General features: G+C 33.6%; 22 protein-coding genes. 5 read left to right on the forward strand and 17 right to left on the reverse strand.

Annotation, left to right across the window (positions count from 1 at the left end):
- Positions 1-70: 70 nt before the first annotated feature.
- The gene (deoD, locus tag WAX74_RS00995; RefSeq protein ID WP_336495791.1) at positions 71-775 is read right to left on the reverse strand and encodes a purine-nucleoside phosphorylase; all 705 of its coding nucleotides are present in this window, start codon (positions 773-775) and stop codon (positions 71-73) included.
- A gap of 70 nt (positions 776-845) precedes the next feature.
- Positions 846-1067, reverse strand: coding sequence for a YozE family protein (locus WAX74_RS01000; protein WP_336495792.1), 222 nt, complete (start codon positions 1065-1067; stop codon positions 846-848).
- 156 nt (positions 1068-1223) lie between these two features.
- Between WAX74_RS01000 and WAX74_RS01005 the strand changes: the two genes are divergently transcribed.
- Positions 1224-3050 (forward strand): methyl-accepting chemotaxis protein, encoded by a 1827-nt coding sequence (locus WAX74_RS01005; protein ID WP_336495793.1) that lies wholly within the window; start codon positions 1224-1226, stop codon positions 3048-3050.
- A gap of 1088 nt (positions 3051-4138) precedes the next feature.
- Complete coding sequence (locus tag WAX74_RS01015; protein ID WP_336495794.1) at positions 4139-4582, forward strand: hypothetical protein; 444 nt, start codon at positions 4139-4141, stop codon at positions 4580-4582.
- A gap of 67 nt (positions 4583-4649) precedes the next feature.
- Here the strand turns inward: WAX74_RS01015 and msrB are convergent, their stop codons facing one another.
- The 10 genes from msrB to WAX74_RS01065 all read right to left on the reverse strand — a co-directional run bounded on the left by msrB (position 4650) and on the right by WAX74_RS01065 (position 12035).
- Positions 4650-5060, reverse strand: a complete 411-nt coding sequence (msrB, locus tag WAX74_RS01020) for a peptide-methionine (R)-S-oxide reductase MsrB (RefSeq protein ID WP_336495795.1) — start codon at positions 5058-5060, stop codon at positions 4650-4652.
- The gene (gene msrA / locus WAX74_RS01025; RefSeq protein WP_336495796.1) at positions 5057-5581 is read right to left on the reverse strand and encodes a peptide-methionine (S)-S-oxide reductase MsrA; all 525 of its coding nucleotides are present in this window, start codon (positions 5579-5581) and stop codon (positions 5057-5059) included. The genes msrB and msrA overlap by 4 nt, the downstream gene beginning before the upstream one ends.
- Before the next feature lie 13 nt (positions 5582-5594).
- Entirely contained in the window at positions 5595-6167 is a 573-nt protein-coding gene (locus tag WAX74_RS01030) for a YpmS family protein (RefSeq protein WP_336495797.1), read from the reverse strand.
- 12 nt (positions 6168-6179) lie between these two features.
- The gene (locus WAX74_RS01035) at positions 6180-6986 is read right to left on the reverse strand and encodes a GDSL-type esterase/lipase family protein (RefSeq protein WP_336495798.1); all 807 of its coding nucleotides are present in this window, start codon (positions 6984-6986) and stop codon (positions 6180-6182) included.
- 69 nt (positions 6987-7055) lie between these two features.
- A complete protein-coding gene (locus WAX74_RS01040) occupies positions 7056-7895 on the reverse strand; it encodes a DegV family protein (protein ID WP_336495799.1) in 840 nt (279 codons plus the stop codon).
- Between the two features lie 476 nt (positions 7896-8371).
- Positions 8372-8863 (reverse strand): dihydrofolate reductase, encoded by a 492-nt coding sequence (locus WAX74_RS01045; RefSeq protein ID WP_336495800.1) that lies wholly within the window; start codon positions 8861-8863, stop codon positions 8372-8374.
- Between the two features lie 20 nt (positions 8864-8883).
- Positions 8884-9828, reverse strand: coding sequence for a thymidylate synthase (locus WAX74_RS01050; protein WP_336495801.1), 945 nt, complete (start codon positions 9826-9828; stop codon positions 8884-8886).
- A 65-nt stretch (positions 9829-9893) separates the two neighbouring features.
- Positions 9894-10469 (reverse strand): YpjP family protein, encoded by a 576-nt coding sequence (locus WAX74_RS01055; protein ID WP_336495802.1) that lies wholly within the window; start codon positions 10467-10469, stop codon positions 9894-9896.
- A gap of 352 nt (positions 10470-10821) precedes the next feature.
- Complete coding sequence (locus WAX74_RS01060; RefSeq protein ID WP_336495803.1) at positions 10822-11601, reverse strand: class I SAM-dependent methyltransferase; 780 nt, start codon at positions 11599-11601, stop codon at positions 10822-10824.
- On the reverse strand, positions 11598-12035 hold the full coding sequence (locus WAX74_RS01065) for a BrxA/BrxB family bacilliredoxin (RefSeq protein WP_336495804.1): 438 nt from the start codon (positions 12033-12035) through the stop codon (positions 11598-11600). Before WAX74_RS01065 ends, WAX74_RS01060 begins: the two co-directional genes overlap by 4 nt.
- A gap of 467 nt (positions 12036-12502) precedes the next feature.
- On the opposite strand from WAX74_RS01065, the gene WAX74_RS01070 reads away from it, so the two are divergent.
- Both WAX74_RS01070 and WAX74_RS01075 read left to right on the forward strand, forming a co-directional pair.
- Positions 12503-12862 (forward strand): hypothetical protein, encoded by a 360-nt coding sequence (locus WAX74_RS01070; RefSeq protein WP_336495805.1) that lies wholly within the window; start codon positions 12503-12505, stop codon positions 12860-12862.
- Positions 12863-12961: 99 nt separating this feature from the next.
- Entirely contained in the window at positions 12962-13087 is a 126-nt protein-coding gene (locus WAX74_RS01075; RefSeq protein ID WP_413788896.1) for a hypothetical protein, read from the forward strand.
- Between the two features lie 74 nt (positions 13088-13161).
- Here the strand turns inward: WAX74_RS01075 and WAX74_RS01080 are convergent, their stop codons facing one another.
- From WAX74_RS01080 to WAX74_RS01095, 4 genes are all read right to left on the reverse strand, one after another.
- Positions 13162-13590 (reverse strand): hypothetical protein, encoded by a 429-nt coding sequence (locus tag WAX74_RS01080; protein ID WP_336495806.1) that lies wholly within the window; start codon positions 13588-13590, stop codon positions 13162-13164.
- 41 nt (positions 13591-13631) lie between these two features.
- Positions 13632-14333 carry a DUF421 domain-containing protein gene (locus tag WAX74_RS01085; RefSeq protein WP_336495808.1) on the reverse strand — a complete coding sequence of 234 codons (702 nt, stop codon included), beginning with the start codon at positions 14331-14333 and terminating at the stop codon, positions 13632-13634.
- A gap of 35 nt (positions 14334-14368) precedes the next feature.
- A complete protein-coding gene (locus tag WAX74_RS01090) occupies positions 14369-14620 on the reverse strand; it encodes a hypothetical protein (protein WP_336495809.1) in 252 nt (83 codons plus the stop codon).
- A 592-nt stretch (positions 14621-15212) separates the two neighbouring features.
- Positions 15213-15980, reverse strand: coding sequence for an alpha/beta hydrolase (locus WAX74_RS01095; RefSeq protein WP_336495810.1), 768 nt, complete (start codon positions 15978-15980; stop codon positions 15213-15215).
- Between the two features lie 135 nt (positions 15981-16115).
- Between WAX74_RS01095 and WAX74_RS01100 the strand changes: the two genes are divergently transcribed.
- Positions 16116-16997, forward strand: coding sequence for a LysR family transcriptional regulator (locus WAX74_RS01100; RefSeq protein WP_336495811.1), 882 nt, complete (start codon positions 16116-16118; stop codon positions 16995-16997).
- Between the two features lie 59 nt (positions 16998-17056).
- On the opposite strand, the gene WAX74_RS01105 is transcribed toward WAX74_RS01100, so the two are convergent.
- Complete coding sequence (locus WAX74_RS01105; protein WP_336495812.1) at positions 17057-18169, reverse strand: conserved virulence factor C family protein; 1113 nt, start codon at positions 18167-18169, stop codon at positions 17057-17059.

Genomic DNA, 18169 nt, shown 5'->3' on the forward strand with positions numbered 1-18169 from the left:
TCATTTCCATGACAGTCTATTTATGAAGATCAAATCTAATTTAGAAGTATATTTGTTCGTGTAAGTAAGATTAGTCTTGAATAGCTGCTTCTAGCGCAACAACGATCATATCGTTAAACGTAGTTTGACGTTCTTCAGATGACGTTGCTTCACCTGTAATAATATGATCGCTTACAGTAAGTACTGAAAGAGCTTGACGACCAAATCTTGCAGCTAATGTATAAAGTGCAGCAGACTCCATCTCAACTGCTAAGACACCATAACTTGCCCATTTTTCATTTTGCGCATTTTCGTTATAGAATAAATCCGCTGTAAAAACATTACCTACTCTTAAATTTAAGCCTGCATCTTTTCCAGCATTATATGCTTTATATAATAAATCGAAATCTGCAGTCGGGGCATAGCTCACATCATCTAATAACACTTTATTTAGTGTAGAATCTGTTGAAGCACTTTGCGCAAGAATAACGTCACGAACCTTCACGTCTTTTTGAATCGCTCCACAAGTACCTACACGAATCAATTTTTGTACATCATAATCATTCATTAATTCATGTACATAAATTGAAATAGAAGGTACGCCCATCCCAGTACCTTGTACTGAAATTCTTTTTCCTTTATATGTACCAGTATATCCAAACATGTTACGAACCTCATTATATTGGACTACATCTTCTAAAAATGTTTCAGCAATATATTTTGCACGAAGTGGATCTCCGGGTAGTAAAATTGTATCTGCAATTTCACCTTTTTTTGCACCAATGTGTATACTCATTTAATTACCTCATTTCTATAACGTTACGGCTTAATGATACAGTTTTTTTAGTTTAAATGCAACGAAATTGCTAGCGTCTTGCTTCATAATATAGCTCCCAAAGCTCATCGAAAATTGTTGCACTCATATCAGGATGAGCTAGTTCTTCAATATACTTGGAAAGAGCATCAAATGAAGTCTCTGCTTTTGGAAAATCATGTTGATTAAACATCATTTCTGCAAATAAACTTTTTTTATCCTTCTTTTCTCCCCCGCGGTATTTTAAAACATATAAATAGAATGATTGGTTCATATTACACCTCCAACTTTAGTCATGAAGTAGTAGTTATTTTAAAAAATATGTAGATAATTATATCTAAAACAAGTAAACTTTAAAGTAATTAAATAGTATTACTTATTGAAGGGGTTGGTGTGATTGTTAAAGGGGTTCAATAAAAAAAGAAAACCTGTGAATTCAACAAAAATAAATAAAAAAGAAAAGAAAAGATTAAAAGAGAAAAGGATGCCTTCACTATCTTTATTCAAAAAAAATAAAAAACCGGGAAAAAGCATTTCCGTTTCTTCGAAAAAAAATGTTTTCAATTCTATTAGAGGTAGAGTAATTATCATCTTTTCTATATTAATTGTAATATTAATATCAATGCTAGTATTGACGTCTAATAAAATGTATTCATCTCAAAAGGCTCTTGAAAAGTTTACGAATGTTGATATTAAAGAACAAATGATGGTAAATCAAATTGCAACTGATATTTCTCAACTTGCAAATGCTGAACAAAGCTACATTATTACTGGTAAGTCAAATTATATGGCAAGTCATAGGAAATATAAAGATGCAATTATAACTCGTATTAAAGAATTAAAGGTAATATATAAGGATCGGTCTGATGAATTACAAAAAATTCAATTTATTGATCAATTTTTTACTTCTTACCTACAATATTCTGAACGGGTAATTAGTACCCGAGATGATCAAGGATTTGAAACTGCGCAAAAGCTAGTAAATGCAGGTAACGGGAAAACAATAATGAATTATATTGATGTATATATATTAGCGATAAATGAGCTCTTAGCTGAAAAAACTGCTGAACAAATTGAATTACTAAAGAAAGAAAATAATACAGCGATGTTTTTATTTATTGCTCTCACAGTATTCTCTGTTGCATTAACCCTATCTTTTGGCATTTACTTATTTTATTCGATTAAACGAAGTACACGTTCCATTAATAAATCAATTTTAGATATTGCACAAGCTGGAGGAGATTTGACAAGACGTGTAAAAATAAAATCAAAAGATGAATTTGCAGAAATTGCAGAAAGCACAAACGTTTTAATTGCGTCTATCGCAAATTTAGTTAAACGTGTAAGTTTACTAACCGAGAATGTTTCTGCTAGCGGACAAGAACTAATGGCTTCGTCTGATGAGACAGCTATTACAATTCAATCAATAGCTGATTCGACGAATGAAATTGCTGTGGGCAGTGAACAAACTATACGTAGTATGAATGTTGCCATTCAAAAGATGAATTTACTGGAAGAATCAACACGATACTTGAACAATGATGCACAAGCTGTAAAAGAAGCAACAGATCAAATGATGAATGCAGCACGTAAAGGTGGAGAATCTGTACAGCACTCGTCTAATGTCATGATGAGCATTGAAGAAACAATGGCTAACACTTCTCAAACGGTTCAAGCACTCGGGACAAAATCCTATGAGATCACGTCTATTATTAAAACAATTACTGCAATTGCTGAACAAACTAACCTTCTTGCTTTAAATGCAGCTATTGAAGCTGCTAGAGCTGGAGAACATGGACGTGGCTTTGCAGTCGTTGCTGATGAAGTCCGAAAACTTGCTGAACAGTCTCAAAATGCTGCGAAAGAAGTAACAGGTATTGTAACCTCCATTCAGTTAGAGGTTGCTTCTATTGTAAAACAAAACCATGAGGGCGTTGAAAATGTTATTCGTGGAGTAGAAGTAGCAAATGAAACAAATGCTTCATTAGAACAAATCATGAAACAAACGAATGAAACGATTACAATTATCGAGAAAATGGTAGATCAAATTGAGGAAACTCTTAACTTTAGTCAAGAAGTTGCGGCATCTTTCATTGAAGTTAATCAGATCGCTGAAAATACTGCCACAAATACAGAAACATCCGCCGCAGCAGCGCAGGAAGGCTCAGCTGCAATGGAAGAAATTAATGCTTCTTCTGTAGAGTTATCAAACCAAGCAGATGAGCTTAGAAAAGTTGTAAATGAATTTAAACTATAATATAAAGCACAGAAGATAATCCATCTTCTGTGCTTCTTTTTATTTTGGATAAGTTTTTGATTAGCTCGGTAGAGCATTTTTCAGCATGTTAAACGTGTTACACTCCGTAGAAAATAGAAACACAGATGTGCGCTTGCTGCACGCTTCACATGAGCCTCCGCAGGATGGGTCGCTCCTTCGTCGCTCCCACTTACTTTACGGGGTCCATTCTTCGCGCTTCGAAAAGACTGAAAAACTTACGTTTTAAATAACGTAATTGTTTTTTGAACAGAAAGTGCCAATATTCTTTGTCAATTTGTGAATCCACATGTATGGATTTACATGGAGGGTTTTATGGCTTGAAATCATATTTCCGTTCCAGGCGGACGCTTTCCGCCGGCATGGCTTCAGCCGCTTCCCTTGCTCCTGCGCAAGCTCGTCGCAAAAACTATTTTCGCTACGCTCAGTCCAGGGTCTTCAGCTCATGCTATTCCGGCTGGAGTCGCCGCAGTGGCTATTTCAATTAAAGATGTAAATGCGGTGTCTGATTTCTTATTAAACGTGTTACACTCCATAGAAAATAGAAACACGGATGTGCGCTTGCCGCACGCTTCGCATGAGCCTCCGCAGGATGAGTCGCTCCTTCGTCGCTCCCACATCCTTTACGGGGTCTCATTCTTCGCGCTCCTGCGGCGTGTAAGGCGCACATCCTAGAAACACCACTTTATTCAATCTAAATTCAATTAAAGATGTAAATGTTGGGGCTGATATCTAATTAAATGTGTTTCACACCATAGAAAATAGAAAAAAGAATGTGCGCTTGCAGCATGTTGATAATTCGCTTCCTTCGTCGCTCCCACTTCCAAGACACACATCCCTCAATTCGGTGACCTTCGATTAATTCAAATGTGACAACAAAATACCACGATCATTATTTGAGTTGGTTACAATTTTTAGGTATTGTAAAAAAATCGAAGTGACAATGCATCTCTAAGCAAAATGCTTGTAAAAAGTTGTTTATTACCGATAAAAGGGTTTTGTTTTTACTTGTTGAATTACTAATAATATTAAGTATAAATAAATTTTTAAAAAATAGGAGGTGTTTTAATGTGAAAAAATGGAATATATCCCTTTTAGTCTTTTTAATTTCTATCTTTTTTTTGATAGGATGTAGCAATAGTGAGAAAAAAACAAGTGAAATCAATCTGGAACAACTATCCAGAGTCGATATAAAAGAAGTAAATTCAGATGAAAGTTATAGTGAAGCTATAATAATCACGGAAAAAGAGACAGTGGATTTATTAAGCAAGATATTTGAACAAATTAAATGGGAACAAAATGTAAAGGCTGAAATGTCAAGAAAAGAAGATGTAAGAGCAACTTTATTTTTCAACTTTGATAAAAATATGCCTGAGAAATTAGTAGAATATCTCATTTGGTTTAATCAGGGTAATGAAACGGCAACTATTATTGCTAAAGATGAAAATGCCTATGGAACATTAGAAAAAGAAAACGTACAAAACTTAAATGATATATTATTAAAGAACAATTAAAAGAGCGTAAAAAGTACGCTCTTTTAATTTCCTATTCAAATCAACAATAATGTTTAACATAGCCTAATTAAAATAATTTAAGGTATTCTTCATAACCCTCTTCTTTAAGCTTTTCCTTTGGAATAAATCGTAACGCTGCAGAGTTAATGCAATAACGAAGACCAGTTTCTTCTTGAGGGCCATCCGGGAAGACATGTCCTAAATGAGAATCTGCAGTTTTACTTCTTACTTCTACTCTTCTCATGCCATGACTATCATCAAATTTTTCTAAAACCTCTTGGTCCTCAATTGGTCTAGTAAAACTTGGCCAACCACATCCTGCATCATACTTGTCTTTTGAATGAAATAATGGTTTGCCAGAGACAACGTCTACATATATACCTTCAACAAAATGCTTATCAAACTCATTTTGAAAAGGAGGTTCCGTACCATTTTGTTGCGTTACAAAATACTGCATATCTGTTAATTTTTCTTTCATTTTAAATCCCCCCAATTTTTTTCTATGAAAGCTGCTCTTCCAGATCCAACATTATAACGATTATAATGCGTCGGATTTTTTTTATAATAATCTTGGTGATAAGCTTCGGCTGGATAAAACTCACTTGCAGGGATTATTTTTGTAGCCACTTTTGTTGGAAACTTTTTAGATGCGTCTAAATCCGCTTTTGATTTCTCTGCTTTAACCCGTTGTTCATCAGAATGATAGAAAATAGCTGTCTGATAGGAAGTACCTCTATCGAAAAATTGACCATTATCATCTGTTGGATCAATATTCATCCAAAATATTTCTAATAATTTTTCATATGGAAATATATCTGGATTAAATGTAATTTGGACTGCTTCATAATGACCTGTTTCATTGGAACATACTTGTTCATACGTTGGATTTTCAACATGCCCTCCTGTATAGCCGGAGATTACTTGTTCAATTCCATCATAAGAATCAAACGGCTTCACCATACACCAAAAACAGCCACCTGCAAATGTTGCTTTTTCCATTTCCTTCTCCTCCTTACTCAGATGGGATAATTATTTCTAACGTGATGATATCTTCCTCCAGATTTAGCTCTTTTGCCCGAACACGGACTCCTGAAGACATTGGTATGCTGGCTAATTGAATAAGAACCTCCTCGTCTTCAGGTCTGACAATCATCCACTCTGGTAATTGAATTGAATCATTCAATACTTTTAGTACTGTTTCTGGAGGTAGCTGTAATTGACCTATTTCCACAGAAGACTGCTCCAAGCGTATATTTCCGTTTTCTTCGACAAAAGGTTCAAAATACAATTTTACGGGAAGAACAGTAGAGAAAATAGTCAACTCGGATGAAAGAATCACTTGATCTTCTATAGTTAAATTCACTGGAAGAGGTTTTCCCTCCATTGCTTTCTTCATAAAAGTATTAGCTATCCCTTCAAAATCCTCTTTTGTCGCGTTAACTGTTAGGATATTTCCTGAAACATTTGGTGTTTCTATTTGCACATCTGAAGAATCAGATGGACTAGAAATCCAATAAAAAAATCCGATTATAGACCCTACTATTAATATAATTAATAAAAAAAATGCAATCTTCCATTTGTTCATCTCATCAACTCCCTAAAACAACAATTCCCTATTTTGCTCATCAATAAAACCACAATTATTTAAGGAGCTTATGATAGATTCTTTCATTAATTGATATCCCTTACTATTCGGATGAAAAAAATCTGTATGATACACTAAATTGGCATTTGTATCAAAATGCTTATCGATAGGTACATAACAAGCATTTTTATCCTCGTTTGCTAACATCTCGATTGAATTATTCCATTCCTCAATTATTGTTTCAAATTCATTCGCTTCATTTGAAACAACAGTTAGCGGATTATATATTCCTATTAAAACTATTTTACCATTACTATTAATCTCTCGTATCTTCTTAATTATTTTTTCATAATTATTTTGATATGAAACTAATCCTTTCTGGAATGGCTCCACCTTTAAATTAAATAATTCTTTTTTAACGATCTTCATCAAATCGTTTCCACCGATCGTAATTGTAACAAAATCTGCATTTCTAATTGCATAATCAATGTCACCATTATTCATCATTTTTAGTAATTGGTCGCTTCTTCTACCTCTTAATGCAGTATTGGTTAAAATTACATCTTCTATTCCTTTATATTGTAATAGTTCTGTCTTTAATCTTCCAATATATCCACTTCTTTTTAATTCATCTCCAACACCTTTAGTTAGGGAGTCTCCTATTCCAACTAAATGTATTGTTCTAGGAAAGAATGAATAGGGAATAACATATTCTTCGAATGCAATTGCTTCCTTCTTTGTAAAATCTAAAGAAAATGGTTTCTGTTTTGTACAACCAGTTAATATAATAATACAAAATAAATATAGGACGTACTTCATTCCTATCCCCTTTCAATAATATAAAAGCAAAAGCAGGGACATATCCATATCCCTGCTTTACCTAAGTAATTAATCAGTCATATACATAAAACCAATAGCACCTGGACCAGTATGTGTACTTATTACAGGAGAAGTAAATGAAACTTGAATATTCTTAAAACCTGTTTCCTCTATAAGTTTCATCAACGGTGTCGCCATGGAAAATCCATTTGCATGCGAAATCCCAACAGCTTTTACTATTTTTCCTTTCGTATCTTCTGTAAATTGTTTAAATAAATAACTAACTACTTGCTTATGACTTCTTACTTTTGTAATTGGAGTATATACACCATCTGTTAGACTAGCTATTGGTTTTATAGAAAGTAGTGACCCTAATATTGCCGTTCCCTTACCAATGCGACCGCCTTTTACTAAGTTATCTAGTGTATCAACAACTACATATAAGTTAGAGTTTGACCGTATAGTTTCAATTCTTTTTAATATCGCTTCTAAAGTCTCACCACTTTTAGCCATTTTTGCAGCCTCTTCTACTTGAAAAGATAAAGCAAAGGAAATAAATTTAGAATCAAAAACTGTTACATCCGTTTCAGTCATTTCAGCAGCAGCTTGAGCTGATTTAACTGTTCCACTCATGCCACCAGTCATATGTATAGATATTATTTGATCACCATTTTCACCCAACTTATCGTACAACTCTTTAAAAACGCCTACCGCTGGTTGTGATGACTTTGGTAAATTCTTCGATGAGGCCATTTTTTCTAAAAAATCTTCTGGATTTATATCTACACCATCGGTATATGATTTTCCATCAATTTGTATCGTTAGTGGTACTACATGAATATTGAAGGCTTCAATCAGATCTTTTGATAAATCAGCTGTTGAATCCGTTACAATATGAATTTTAGACACATGATCCCTTCCTTCCTCTATATACATATTATAAGAAGAAGTGGAGTGTTATGTAAACTAATTGCTATTTTAAAATCACTTCAGAAACCTCTTTTAATATAATTTTTTGGGACTTCAATGAATACTTTCTACACTATATGAAGGTTAAATAAAAATTTGAACTTTTTATGGACGATTTTGTTGTTATTTTCTCCATTCCTTATAATACAAAAGATACTTTCTTGGAATATCAAAAATTCCTTTATGATTGCTAATAAAAAGTACTGGCCCATCTAGTATATTTTTAGGCCAGTTACTTCAATTGTACTTTTTGTTTCATTTAATATTTCTGAAGCTCAACTTTTTGGTTTTGGTTGAACAAGTTCATCATACTCTTTACTCGATAATTCATTCTTTTTTGCTTTTACTAATGAAGTATGAGCAAACTTGATTGTAAATAGAAAATATAAAGACGAATATCCTTAACAGGTAAACAACTAGTCATTAATCTTTCTATCGTAAACCAAATAGGAGAATGTTATGCCATCAGGTGTATGCAAATCTTCTGAAGTTTCAACAAGTGCCCATTCTTCATTATTGTATGGCGGGAAAAAAGTGTCTCCATCAAAAACATTTTGTATAAATGTTATATAAAGTCGATCAGCTTTTGGTAAAACTGCTCTAAATATTTGTTCTCCACCGATTATCATGACTTCCTCGTGAAATTCCTTAGCAAGATTAATTGCGTCTTCGATTGTACTCACTACCTCGGCACCCTCTACTTTATAGGAAGGATTTCTTGTAATAATAATATTTTTTCTTCCAGGTAGAATTCTTCCTATCGCTTCAAAAGTTTTTCTTCCCATTACCATTGCCTTGCCCATCGTTTTATTTTTAAAATAAGCTAAATCCCCGGGAATATGCCAAGGCATCTCATTATTTAAGCCAATTACTCTGTTTGGATCATGTGCTACGATTAATGAAATCATTATATTCTCTCCTTTAATCACTACACCGCAATTGGTGCTTTAATACGAGGATGTGGATCATATCCAACTAAAGAAATATCCTCTACTTCATAGTCAAAAATTGAATTTTTATCAGAAGAAAGTATGAGTGTAGGTAACTGTTTTGGTTCACGTTCTAGTTGCGTTTCAACTTGCTCCATATGATTTAAATATAAATGGGCATCACCAAGTGTATGAACGAATTCTCCAACTTCCAATTGACATTCTTTTGCTATTAAATGTGTTAATAAAGCGTACGAAGCTATATTAAAAGGAACACCAAGAAATACATCTGCACTCCGTTGATACAATTGACAAGAAAGTTTCCCATTCGCCACATAGAACTGCATGAACGAATGACATGGTGGTAGTGCCATATCATCTACCTCTGCAGGATTCCACGCTGTAATGATATGTCTTCTAGAATCTGGATTGTTTTTTAATTGATAAATAAGATTTTGAACCTGATCAATTGTTTGTCCATCATTGCCCGGCCAAGATCTCCATTGTTTTCCGTAAACAGGACCTAAATCACCAAATTCATTTGCAAATTGTTCATCGGAAAGTATTTTGGAACAGAAAATCTCCATTTGTTCTTCCACAATAGTCTTAAATGCTGGATCATTCGCTGCTCGAACACCAAAATTAGTCATATCTGGCCCTTTGTAGCTTTCACTATTTACCCATTTCTCAAAAGCCCATTCATCCCAAATATGGTTTTTTTCCTTCATTAATGTTTTAACATTTGTGTCGCCTTTTAGGAACCATAATAATTCGCTCACTACTAATCGAAATGCTGTTTTTTTAGTTGTTACAAGTGGAAAACCTTTCGCTAAATCAAAGCGCATCTGATAGCCAAAGACACTTTTCGTTCCAACACCTGTTCGATCTTCTTTAATGACTCCATTTTCTTTAATATGTCGGCATAAATTTAAGTACTGTTCCATTGGAATTCCCCTTTTTTTACTTTCTATTCATTCTTAGCTTCCTATTATAACAAAAAGGCTCTCATTTAAGAGAGCCATTTAGGAGGTGTATTTTTAGACCAATAAATTTCTCCCAATGCATAATGCTTAGAATATTTGTCTTCCGCAAGATGATAATGGAAATTAAAATAATATCCATCTTGTGGTTTTTTATCCGTTCTAACATGAAAACGGATCAAATCTCTTCTTGTTTCATTATTATAAATATGAAATATTTTCTCGTGATATTCTCCTGACGGCTGCTCGGTTATTGATAAGTTGATGACTTTATCTTGCTCCATTTTAGCAACCGTTGTATCTATCACTTCTTGTATACGCGGGAAAATGACATCATCAAATTCATTTTGGATAACAGGACCTATACGTTCGCCAAATTTTATGTATGATTGTTCTCTTGCTGCAGTTGTAATGGAATCTGTTAAAGCTAGACTCTCATCTATTTCTACTGGTTTATAACTGATTTTCTCTGCATTCGAATGAAGAGACTTTTCTGGATTTTTGTTGTCTAATAAGTGCTCCCAAATTAGATGATCAGGAGAGATTAGACCAAATGTTAATAATGCAACTGTAATAATAATTGTTTTTTTAATCCATTGTTTCAATAAATATCACCTTCAATTTTGAGAATTTTATAAAGACTCATTTTGAATATTAACGTTTTTGAGAACAAAAGGTTTCTAAATCCTCTCTTTCATTGTACAATAAATGTTGTAAACATACAGTACGTTTTTAATATAAGGAGGAGAATTTATAATGAGTACAAGCTTAGTAATTGGAATTGGATTTTTATTTTTATTAGGATATTTAACTTCTCTAAACTTTACGGACTAATAAAGCGCTAACCGCGGTAATTTTTACAAGAGGCGAGTCATGTTACTACTCATGACCCACCTCTTTTTATAGACCACTCCAACAAAAGAAACGCTTTGCCAATAATTGGGCAAAGCGTTTCTTTTATATTTCAATGATTCCATAATGAAATTTAGATGACTGTCTGATAAGTCTATGAAATCCAAAATTCTCAAATAAACCGGAACGAAAATGAGCTTTTACAACTACTCTTTGCTTCGCTACTCTTTTGGCTTCTTCTACCCAATCTATTGTTAATGAATAATGATGTCCAATGGAGCGGAGTATTTCAAAGTTTGAGGACTCCTCAATTAACTCTTCAAACATTGGGTCCATGTATACTACATCATATGAGTTGCTCTCTGCTGCTTTTAAAGCTTCCATAGCATTCATATGAACTAAATTCACATTTTGCATGCATGTTTTTAGCTTTACAAAATCAGTCTCATAACTCTTTAAACCCGCCGATACAATATAAGCAATAATTTGATTTACTTCACAGGCGTAAATAGTACCCGAATCCCCAGTCGCATATGCAGCAATAATGCTATCTGAGCATAGTCCAGCTGTGGTATCGAAAAAGCTATTTCCTCTTTTTAGGTTTGTAGCTTCTAAAAACAAATCAGGTTCACCTTTTAAAAGCCTTTTCAATCGAAATGCAGCGGAATTTGGATGAAAGAAAAAGGGAGCATTTGTACCAATTGCATAGAACTCTAATCTTTCTTTACTAACTACTAATACATCAGTGTTATATCGTTCTTGCAATGCTTTTACAGATTTCTTTTGCCGGTTAATATAGGGTAAAGAAAGCTCCGCTGCAATTGCTTGTGCTTTTTCAATAAATAATTCATTCGTTCTTCCAGCTGTTGTTACAATCGTTTTCATGAAGAAACAATTTGTGAAAGCACACCAGACAAATGATCTTTAATAGTTTCCATTGAATTACTTTCAATCTGTTCGCGTGGGATGAAATAAGCCAATTCATTATCTTTCCAAATTGCAATAGAAGGCGAGCTTGGAGGAATCTCTTCGAAATAACCTCTCATAGTCGCAGTAGCCTCTTGATCTTGCCCCGCAAACACTGTTACTAGATTATTTGGTTTTTTGTCTAACTCATTAACAGCAGCAATTACTGCCGGTCTAGCTAAACCTGCAGCACATCCACAAACTGAGTTGATCATTATTAAAGAAACTCCTTCAGCATCAGCCATATAATTCTGTACTTCTTCAGGAGTTACTAATTCTTTAAACCCAGCATCAGTTAGCTCACTTCTCATAGGTTTTACTACTTGTTTCATATATTCATCGTACGCGTTCATGTTTTCTCCTACCTTCATTAATATTCTTAATCCCTTTAATTAAAGGGTTTTGTATTCTCTATTCTACTTCTCTTTCTATATTTTTTCACTTCTTTTAACTTTAAATGCTATTTTTTATTTTGATTAAAGTTATAATTGACCAAAATGATGCTGATAAAATGAATCGTGTATTTTTCGATTTAAGTTTATTGGAAAGACACGAGAAGAATACCTTGGTTGGATAAACCCTAAATAGCATCGTTTCTTGATGTATTTCTACACTGGTCACGCTACTGAATCTCCTGGAATAATGAATTGTTGATTTACTATAAGTGTTTCATTGCTATCATATTTATCCAAAACAAATTCTTAAATGCACGTTTTGTCGCCGTATCTTACTTTTTTATAGAAATTTTCAATAATTAGTAGAACAACTCTCAAATATTGATTATAATTAACGCTTATTTATTATTTAAGGAGAATAGCTCATGAGAACTTCACTACCTTGCCCCAATTGTCTAAAATCACTTAAAATCGAACACATCGAAGAATTTTCAACGCCTTTTAATATGAAGTGTCCACACTGTCATGTAAAACTAAAAGAAACTAAAATGACTCCATTGCTACTTTTAATAGCTGTTTTAGTAATACCTTTATTAATTTATTTAGGTATTAGCGTAAAGGGTTTCTTAACTGGTTACTTTCCTATTGTGGAAAAAGTACCTACCGTAATTGTATTTTTAGCTTTCTGCTACCCTCTCTATGCTTTATATGAAGCTTTCAATGCAGTTGTATTGTTTAATAAGGGAAAATTTACAGTTAAAAAGACATCAGTGAAAAAAGTGTGATAATATTCACGCTTTTTTTATTTCTCGAAAAATCTGTTAAATAATATGTGTCTTAAGAGCAAGGTCATGAGGTATGGTTTGAAGATTCTAGTAGTATGAGTGAATGAAAAAATGATATTAGTTCGTGACTATGGCATAAAAGGTATTGGTGCATTGCAATTAAGCATAGGATTTCCACAAGGTGTTTGTCTTTTAACTAAATTTTTTACTATTAATAAAGTATAATAATATTCAAAATACAGAAAATGTCAGCAAAATAGTATAAATATTTTGCTGACATTTTTTCAGTTGTACACAATTTACTTTGATAATTCCTTATAAGCTAATACTTTTAATGCAAGCATTTCTTCCTCTGTTAAAGTACTTTCAAGCTTATTAAATATTTCCTGTTTTTCTTCTGCGGTCATACCATCCCGTGCTTTTGCTTGGATATCTTGTATATCACTAATACTAAACTTTTTGGCTAATACTCTAGTTGCTTCTTCTTTTGTTTGAAAGGGAAGTTTGCTACTATCAACATATTTACCTTCCTCAATAAATGCCTTTAACTGAGGGTCACTACTGATTTCTTTCTTAATATTCTCGAGTTGGCCACTATCTTCTAGTTCTACTGCTACCTTATCCATTACTTGATCGGCAACTAGTTTTGGACCAAGATAGTATATTCCAAACCCAATAATTACAATAACAACAATTAAACTTAAAAGAACTTTAATGAATTTCACCATTATCCCCCTTACCCATTAAGAATTTAATCTTTCTAACACAATTATTTATACAAATAGACTTTCAGTACTTCATTGTCATCTATCGTTGCTAAGAGTATATCATGTATAGTTACATTTAATATTTTTGCTTTATTCTCTAACCATGTTATATCCTTTCCAGCCTGATTTAAAATCTTATGCTCAATCTCACCATTTTTTATGACTGTTAATGGTAAGCAAAAAGCATTCTTAACAATTTTCATATCAGATGTAGTTAAGGCTTGAAATTGAGGTGATAAGTAAAACGATATAGTTCCATCAGGCTCCCACATTGCAAGAGAGACTTGATCAATTTCTACAATACTTGCTTTTCTTGCCTCTGATAATAAGTGGTCCAATGTTATTCGCGCTTTTGATAGACCCTTATATTTGATTTCTCCATTTTTTATTAGAGGAAAAGGATTCGGCTCAAGCCAACTTCTGAAGACTTTCCATTTCAAACTCAATAATACAATAATCAAATATAAAATGGTTAAAACAGTAGTAGAAATAATGGATCCCCCTAGTCCTAATCCTTCATCTGAAAGTGGATGTGCGAGTATGTTTCCAAGCACTAAAGCTATAGTAAAATCAATTAATCTTAATTGAGAAATAGATCTCCGCCCCATAACTTTAGTTGCTATCAACAAGAAACCGAATGAAACAATTGCTCGCAAAACCCATTGGATCATTGTCAAAGACTCTTGTCCATAAAAAAAATCCATTTAAACTCCCCAATTCATTTCCAAAATGATAATATCTAAAGAACTTTTTTATTTTTAGCCCTTATTTCCGAAAATTTATAGTCTAAAAATGCACCGCTAAGACCTAAAGGTAGTCCTCCAGCAGTAATAGATAGGAGAATGATGAATAAATTTAAGCTCTCCACTTTATTGCTTAACAATAAGAAAATCGATAGACTTCCTAAAATAGTGAACAATATGGAGAAGTGATAAGTTATATGTAATTCTTCTTTAACTATTATTTCATCTTTTTCAAATTGTTCTTTCATATTACTCCCTCTTCTCCATCCAAGTCCTATTATTATTAGCTTAATTTCAGTAATTTACTCATTTTTTGCCTAAATTGTAAAAACACCTTCGATTTTTTAACGACACAGAAACCCTACGTTTTAAATGACTTAATTGTTTTTTTGAACAAAAATAAGGCATGTTCTGTTCACCTTGAACAGAACATGCCTTATTTCTTTTTCTATTTGTAAATCGCTTTGTAAGGACTTAAATTGATGCTTTCTGAGTTGAAATCATGGGGACTACCTACCTGCATTTACTTAAATTTTGCAGGAAAATGATGTTTTTTTAGATAGAAGAAAGGTTTAATAATAAGCATACACTAGTTGATTTACATATCAGGTGACGAATCCAGCCGGAATAACAAATGTTTTCTGCACCGAAAGCGAAGCGGCAGGTGCATGAGCGAAAAGACCCTGGACTGAGCGTAGCGAGGGGACGAAAAGCGTCCGCCTGGAACGGGAAGATCAACGGGCCCAAACAAAAAGCGAGTATGAGAACGAAATATCTTTCTCATACTCGCTAAGAGATACCTTGGAGAGTTTTTTAGTGATTTTTCAAAGAGGTTTGCTATTACGCATATTTTAGAATAGAGTCGGACGACCAATCTAATTGATTTAAGAATTCGTATACATCCTCACATACTTTATCTTTTTCTTTTCCTACTGTAATAATATGCCCGGATTCTTTATACCAAATAATATCTTTATCGTTAACTTCCACACTATCATGAATAAACGTAGCACTCTCTTGATAAATCGCATCATCTAATGCACCTTGAAGTACAAGTGTAGGTGAAGTGATTGAGTTTAATTGTACACTTGTATTTTCGGTTAACTCTTGAATGCCGTTTAATGAATCAATTGGCAAATTTTTTAATTCTTCTAATTCTTCTATAATTATGTCTTTTGATTTCCCCTCAAAAGATTTATAAATTTTAGCATAGTTAAATAATCTCTCAAATAAACCATTTGTGCTGTTTCTCTTTATTGGAGCACACATAGAAACAACAGCTTTTACTGGAAACTCTTCCGCTACTTTTAAAGAAAATACACCACCTAATGAAATACCTGCAACAGCAATTTCATCATATCCCATATTTTTTAAATGGAAGTATCCATCTACAGCATCTTTCCACCAGTCAGACGGACTAGTCTGTAATAGTTCTTCAGGTGCTACCCCATGCCCGCTATACATTGGAGCATGGCAAGTGTAGCCCCTCTTTTGCAAATATTCCCCTAGTCTTTTTACATCCTTGGTGCTACCGGTAAATCCGTGAAGCAATAATACTGCTCTTTTCCCGCCTTCCAATGTAAAAGATTTAGGTGCAACTACTTTCATCTGAATATCCCCTTTGTCAAGTTAAAGTGCTAGATTGTTAAGATAATACTAACATTGACAACTCATAATGTATAATTTATTATTTGTATCAAAACGATGCATTAAATGCATCAATCTAGGAAAAGGGGTTATCAAATGGAATGGCAGCGATTAGAATATTTTAATACACTTGCAAAAGTACAACATATGACACAAGCAGCCGAAATTTTATCCATTTCTCAACCTGCATTAAGTCGTTCTATTGCTGGATTAGAAGAGGAAATTGGTGTTCCTCTATTTGATAGAAAAGGCCGATCTATAGTGTTAAATCATTACGGGAAAATGTTTCTCGTTCGAGTTGAGAGAATTATGAAGGAAATGAGCGATGGATTAGAAGAGATAAAGCAACAGATAGATCCAGAATATGGTGAAGTATCTTTAGGATTTTTACACACTCTCGGAACTACTTCTGTACCAAATATAATTCGTGCATTTCACAAAAATTATCCACATATTTCTTTTCAATTAAAACAGAATCATACACATACACAGTTAAAACAATTAAAATCAGGGGAATTAGACCTTTGTTTACTAGCTTCAATGGTCGATGACAGTCATATAGAATGGACTGAGTTGTGGAGGGATGAACTATACATTATCGTACAAACAAACCATCCACTCGCTACCCGAAAAAGTATACTAATAAAAGAAATTGCAAATGAAACATTCATCTCCTTGAAAAAAGGATATGCTCTTCGAATTACAACAGATGAAATCTTTAAAAAGGCAGGATTTACTCCTAATATTTCATTTGAAGGAGATGAAGTAGCTACTGTTGCTGGCTTTGTAGCAGCAGGACTTGGTTTTTCCATACTACCCGATGGCGGAGAACTACATTCAAATAAAATTGTTAAATTACGTATAGAAGATGGAGATTGCGAGAGAATTATTGGAATGGCAGTAGTAAAAAATCGTTATTTATCACCTGCTGCTAAACAATTTCAGCAATTTGTTCTGGATTATTTTATTAAACAATAAATAGAGTAGACACATGAAAATTACTTCATGCACCTACTCTATTTATTTCAATCATTTTGTTATTTTCGCGCCTCATTCATTTGCTTCCAAACGGAACCTTTTGCTTCTTCTCCCTCTTCAATACGCGCTATAGCCATTCGAATTTGGAGTTTAACTTCATACTCTTTATCGTCCATAGCTTGTTTAAGTGCTGGAAGACTGTCCTTAGTACCCACTTCATAGAAATACATCGCTGCTCTCCATCGAACAAGCTTATTTTTATCAAATAGGGCAACCTTCATAGCATCTTCAAATTGTTCAAATCCCAAATCACTCATAGCATCCCCAGCAGTTCTTCTAACCGCTGCACTTTTGTCCTTTAATGCAATTTCCAAATAAGGAATCACGGCCTCATCTTCTATTAATCCAAGATATACTGTAGCAAGGCGGCGAATGGACACTTGCTCGTCTTGAACAGCTTTTGCTAGTATTGGCAAATCTTCCATTTCTGGATTAATTAAATTATTTAGCAACTGAAATCTTCTTTCCCACTCACTTACTTCAAATTGTTCCAGAGTAAACGGGACTCGAACAGCAGATTTCTCTTCCTTAGAATCATCCTTCTCTTCAATAAGTTGTGTTAACTTACTTTGCGGAAACGTTGCTTCTAGTTCCTTTACTAATTGTTCACCAATTTCTTTTTGGTCTCCATAGCGTACACCATAATCTACCCACTTACGCAATAGAATATAGTTTTCCTTATCCCCTTCCATTGCTTCATCCAATGCTTTTATAAATCGTTCGGATAGACCGTAACGAGATTCCGATTCGCTGTCGAAAACTTTTACTTGAAGCGGGATTCCTTTATATTGTTGTATATGTACATATACTTCACCATAATGGTCTATAGGTTTTACATCCGTACTCTCCTCATTTTCTGCACCAAAAACATTTTCTATAGAGGCTAAAATAGATTCCCAAGAAAATTTTGCATTTCTCTCAATTGCTAAGAAATCGGCGACATGATAAATCCCCTTGACTCCTTCAATATTCATAATTTCTTGGATCTCTTTCGGAGCAACCTCTATATTATCTTTTTTATAATTATGACTTTTCCCAAATGGAAGCTCTGTATCTACAATAACTTTCATCGTATTCGGACTAGGTGTTGGCTCAATCGTTAAAATTTTCAT

The sequence above is a fragment of the Psychrobacillus mangrovi genome (genome assembly GCF_037104765.1).
Taxonomy (GTDB): domain Bacteria; phylum Bacillota; class Bacilli; order Bacillales_A; family Planococcaceae; genus Psychrobacillus; species Psychrobacillus mangrovi.

What these genes read in the sequence shown, in the direction of transcription:
- WAX74_RS01045 (WP_336495800.1), bottom strand. Translation starts at nt 8,863, where the DNA reads ATGATTTCATTAATCGTAGCACATGATCCAAACAGAGTAATTGGCTTA.
- WAX74_RS01000 (WP_336495792.1), bottom strand. Translation starts at nt 1,067, where the DNA reads ATGAACCAATCATTCTATTTATATGTTTTAAAATACCGCGGGGGAGAA.
- WAX74_RS01050 (WP_336495801.1), bottom strand. Translation starts at nt 9,828, where the DNA reads ATGGAACAGTACTTAAATTTATGCCGACATATTAAAGAAAATGGAGTC.
- WAX74_RS01030 (WP_336495797.1), bottom strand. Translation starts at nt 6,167, where the DNA reads ATGAACAAATGGAAGATTGCATTTTTTTTATTAATTATATTAATAGTA.
- WAX74_RS01090 (WP_336495809.1), bottom strand. Translation starts at nt 14,620, where the DNA reads ATGAAAGAACAATTTGAAAAAGATGAAATAATAGTTAAAGAAGAATTA.
- WAX74_RS01100 (WP_336495811.1), top strand. Translation starts at nt 16,116, where the DNA reads ATGGAATGGCAGCGATTAGAATATTTTAATACACTTGCAAAAGTACAA.
- WAX74_RS01095 (WP_336495810.1), bottom strand. Translation starts at nt 15,980, where the DNA reads ATGAAAGTAGTTGCACCTAAATCTTTTACATTGGAAGGCGGGAAAAGA.
- WAX74_RS01070 (WP_336495805.1), top strand. Translation starts at nt 12,503, where the DNA reads ATGAGAACTTCACTACCTTGCCCCAATTGTCTAAAATCACTTAAAATC.
- WAX74_RS01080 (WP_336495806.1), bottom strand. Translation starts at nt 13,590, where the DNA reads ATGGTGAAATTCATTAAAGTTCTTTTAAGTTTAATTGTTGTTATTGTA.
- msrA (WP_336495796.1), bottom strand. Translation starts at nt 5,581, where the DNA reads ATGGAAAAAGCAACATTTGCAGGTGGCTGTTTTTGGTGTATGGTGAAG.
- WAX74_RS01060 (WP_336495803.1), bottom strand. Translation starts at nt 11,601, where the DNA reads ATGAAAACGATTGTAACAACAGCTGGAAGAACGAATGAATTATTTATT.
- WAX74_RS01085 (WP_336495808.1), bottom strand. Translation starts at nt 14,333, where the DNA reads ATGGATTTTTTTTATGGACAAGAGTCTTTGACAATGATCCAATGGGTT.
- WAX74_RS01065 (WP_336495804.1), bottom strand. Translation starts at nt 12,035, where the DNA reads ATGAACGCGTACGATGAATATATGAAACAAGTAGTAAAACCTATGAGA.
- deoD (WP_336495791.1), bottom strand. Translation starts at nt 775, where the DNA reads ATGAGTATACACATTGGTGCAAAAAAAGGTGAAATTGCAGATACAATT.
- msrB (WP_336495795.1), bottom strand. Translation starts at nt 5,060, where the DNA reads ATGAAAGAAAAATTAACAGATATGCAGTATTTTGTAACGCAACAAAAT.
- WAX74_RS01105 (WP_336495812.1), bottom strand. Translation starts at nt 18,169, where the DNA reads ATGAAAATTTTAACGATTGAGCCAACACCTAGTCCGAATACGATGAAA.
- WAX74_RS01035 (WP_336495798.1), bottom strand. Translation starts at nt 6,986, where the DNA reads ATGAAGTACGTCCTATATTTATTTTGTATTATTATATTAACTGGTTGT.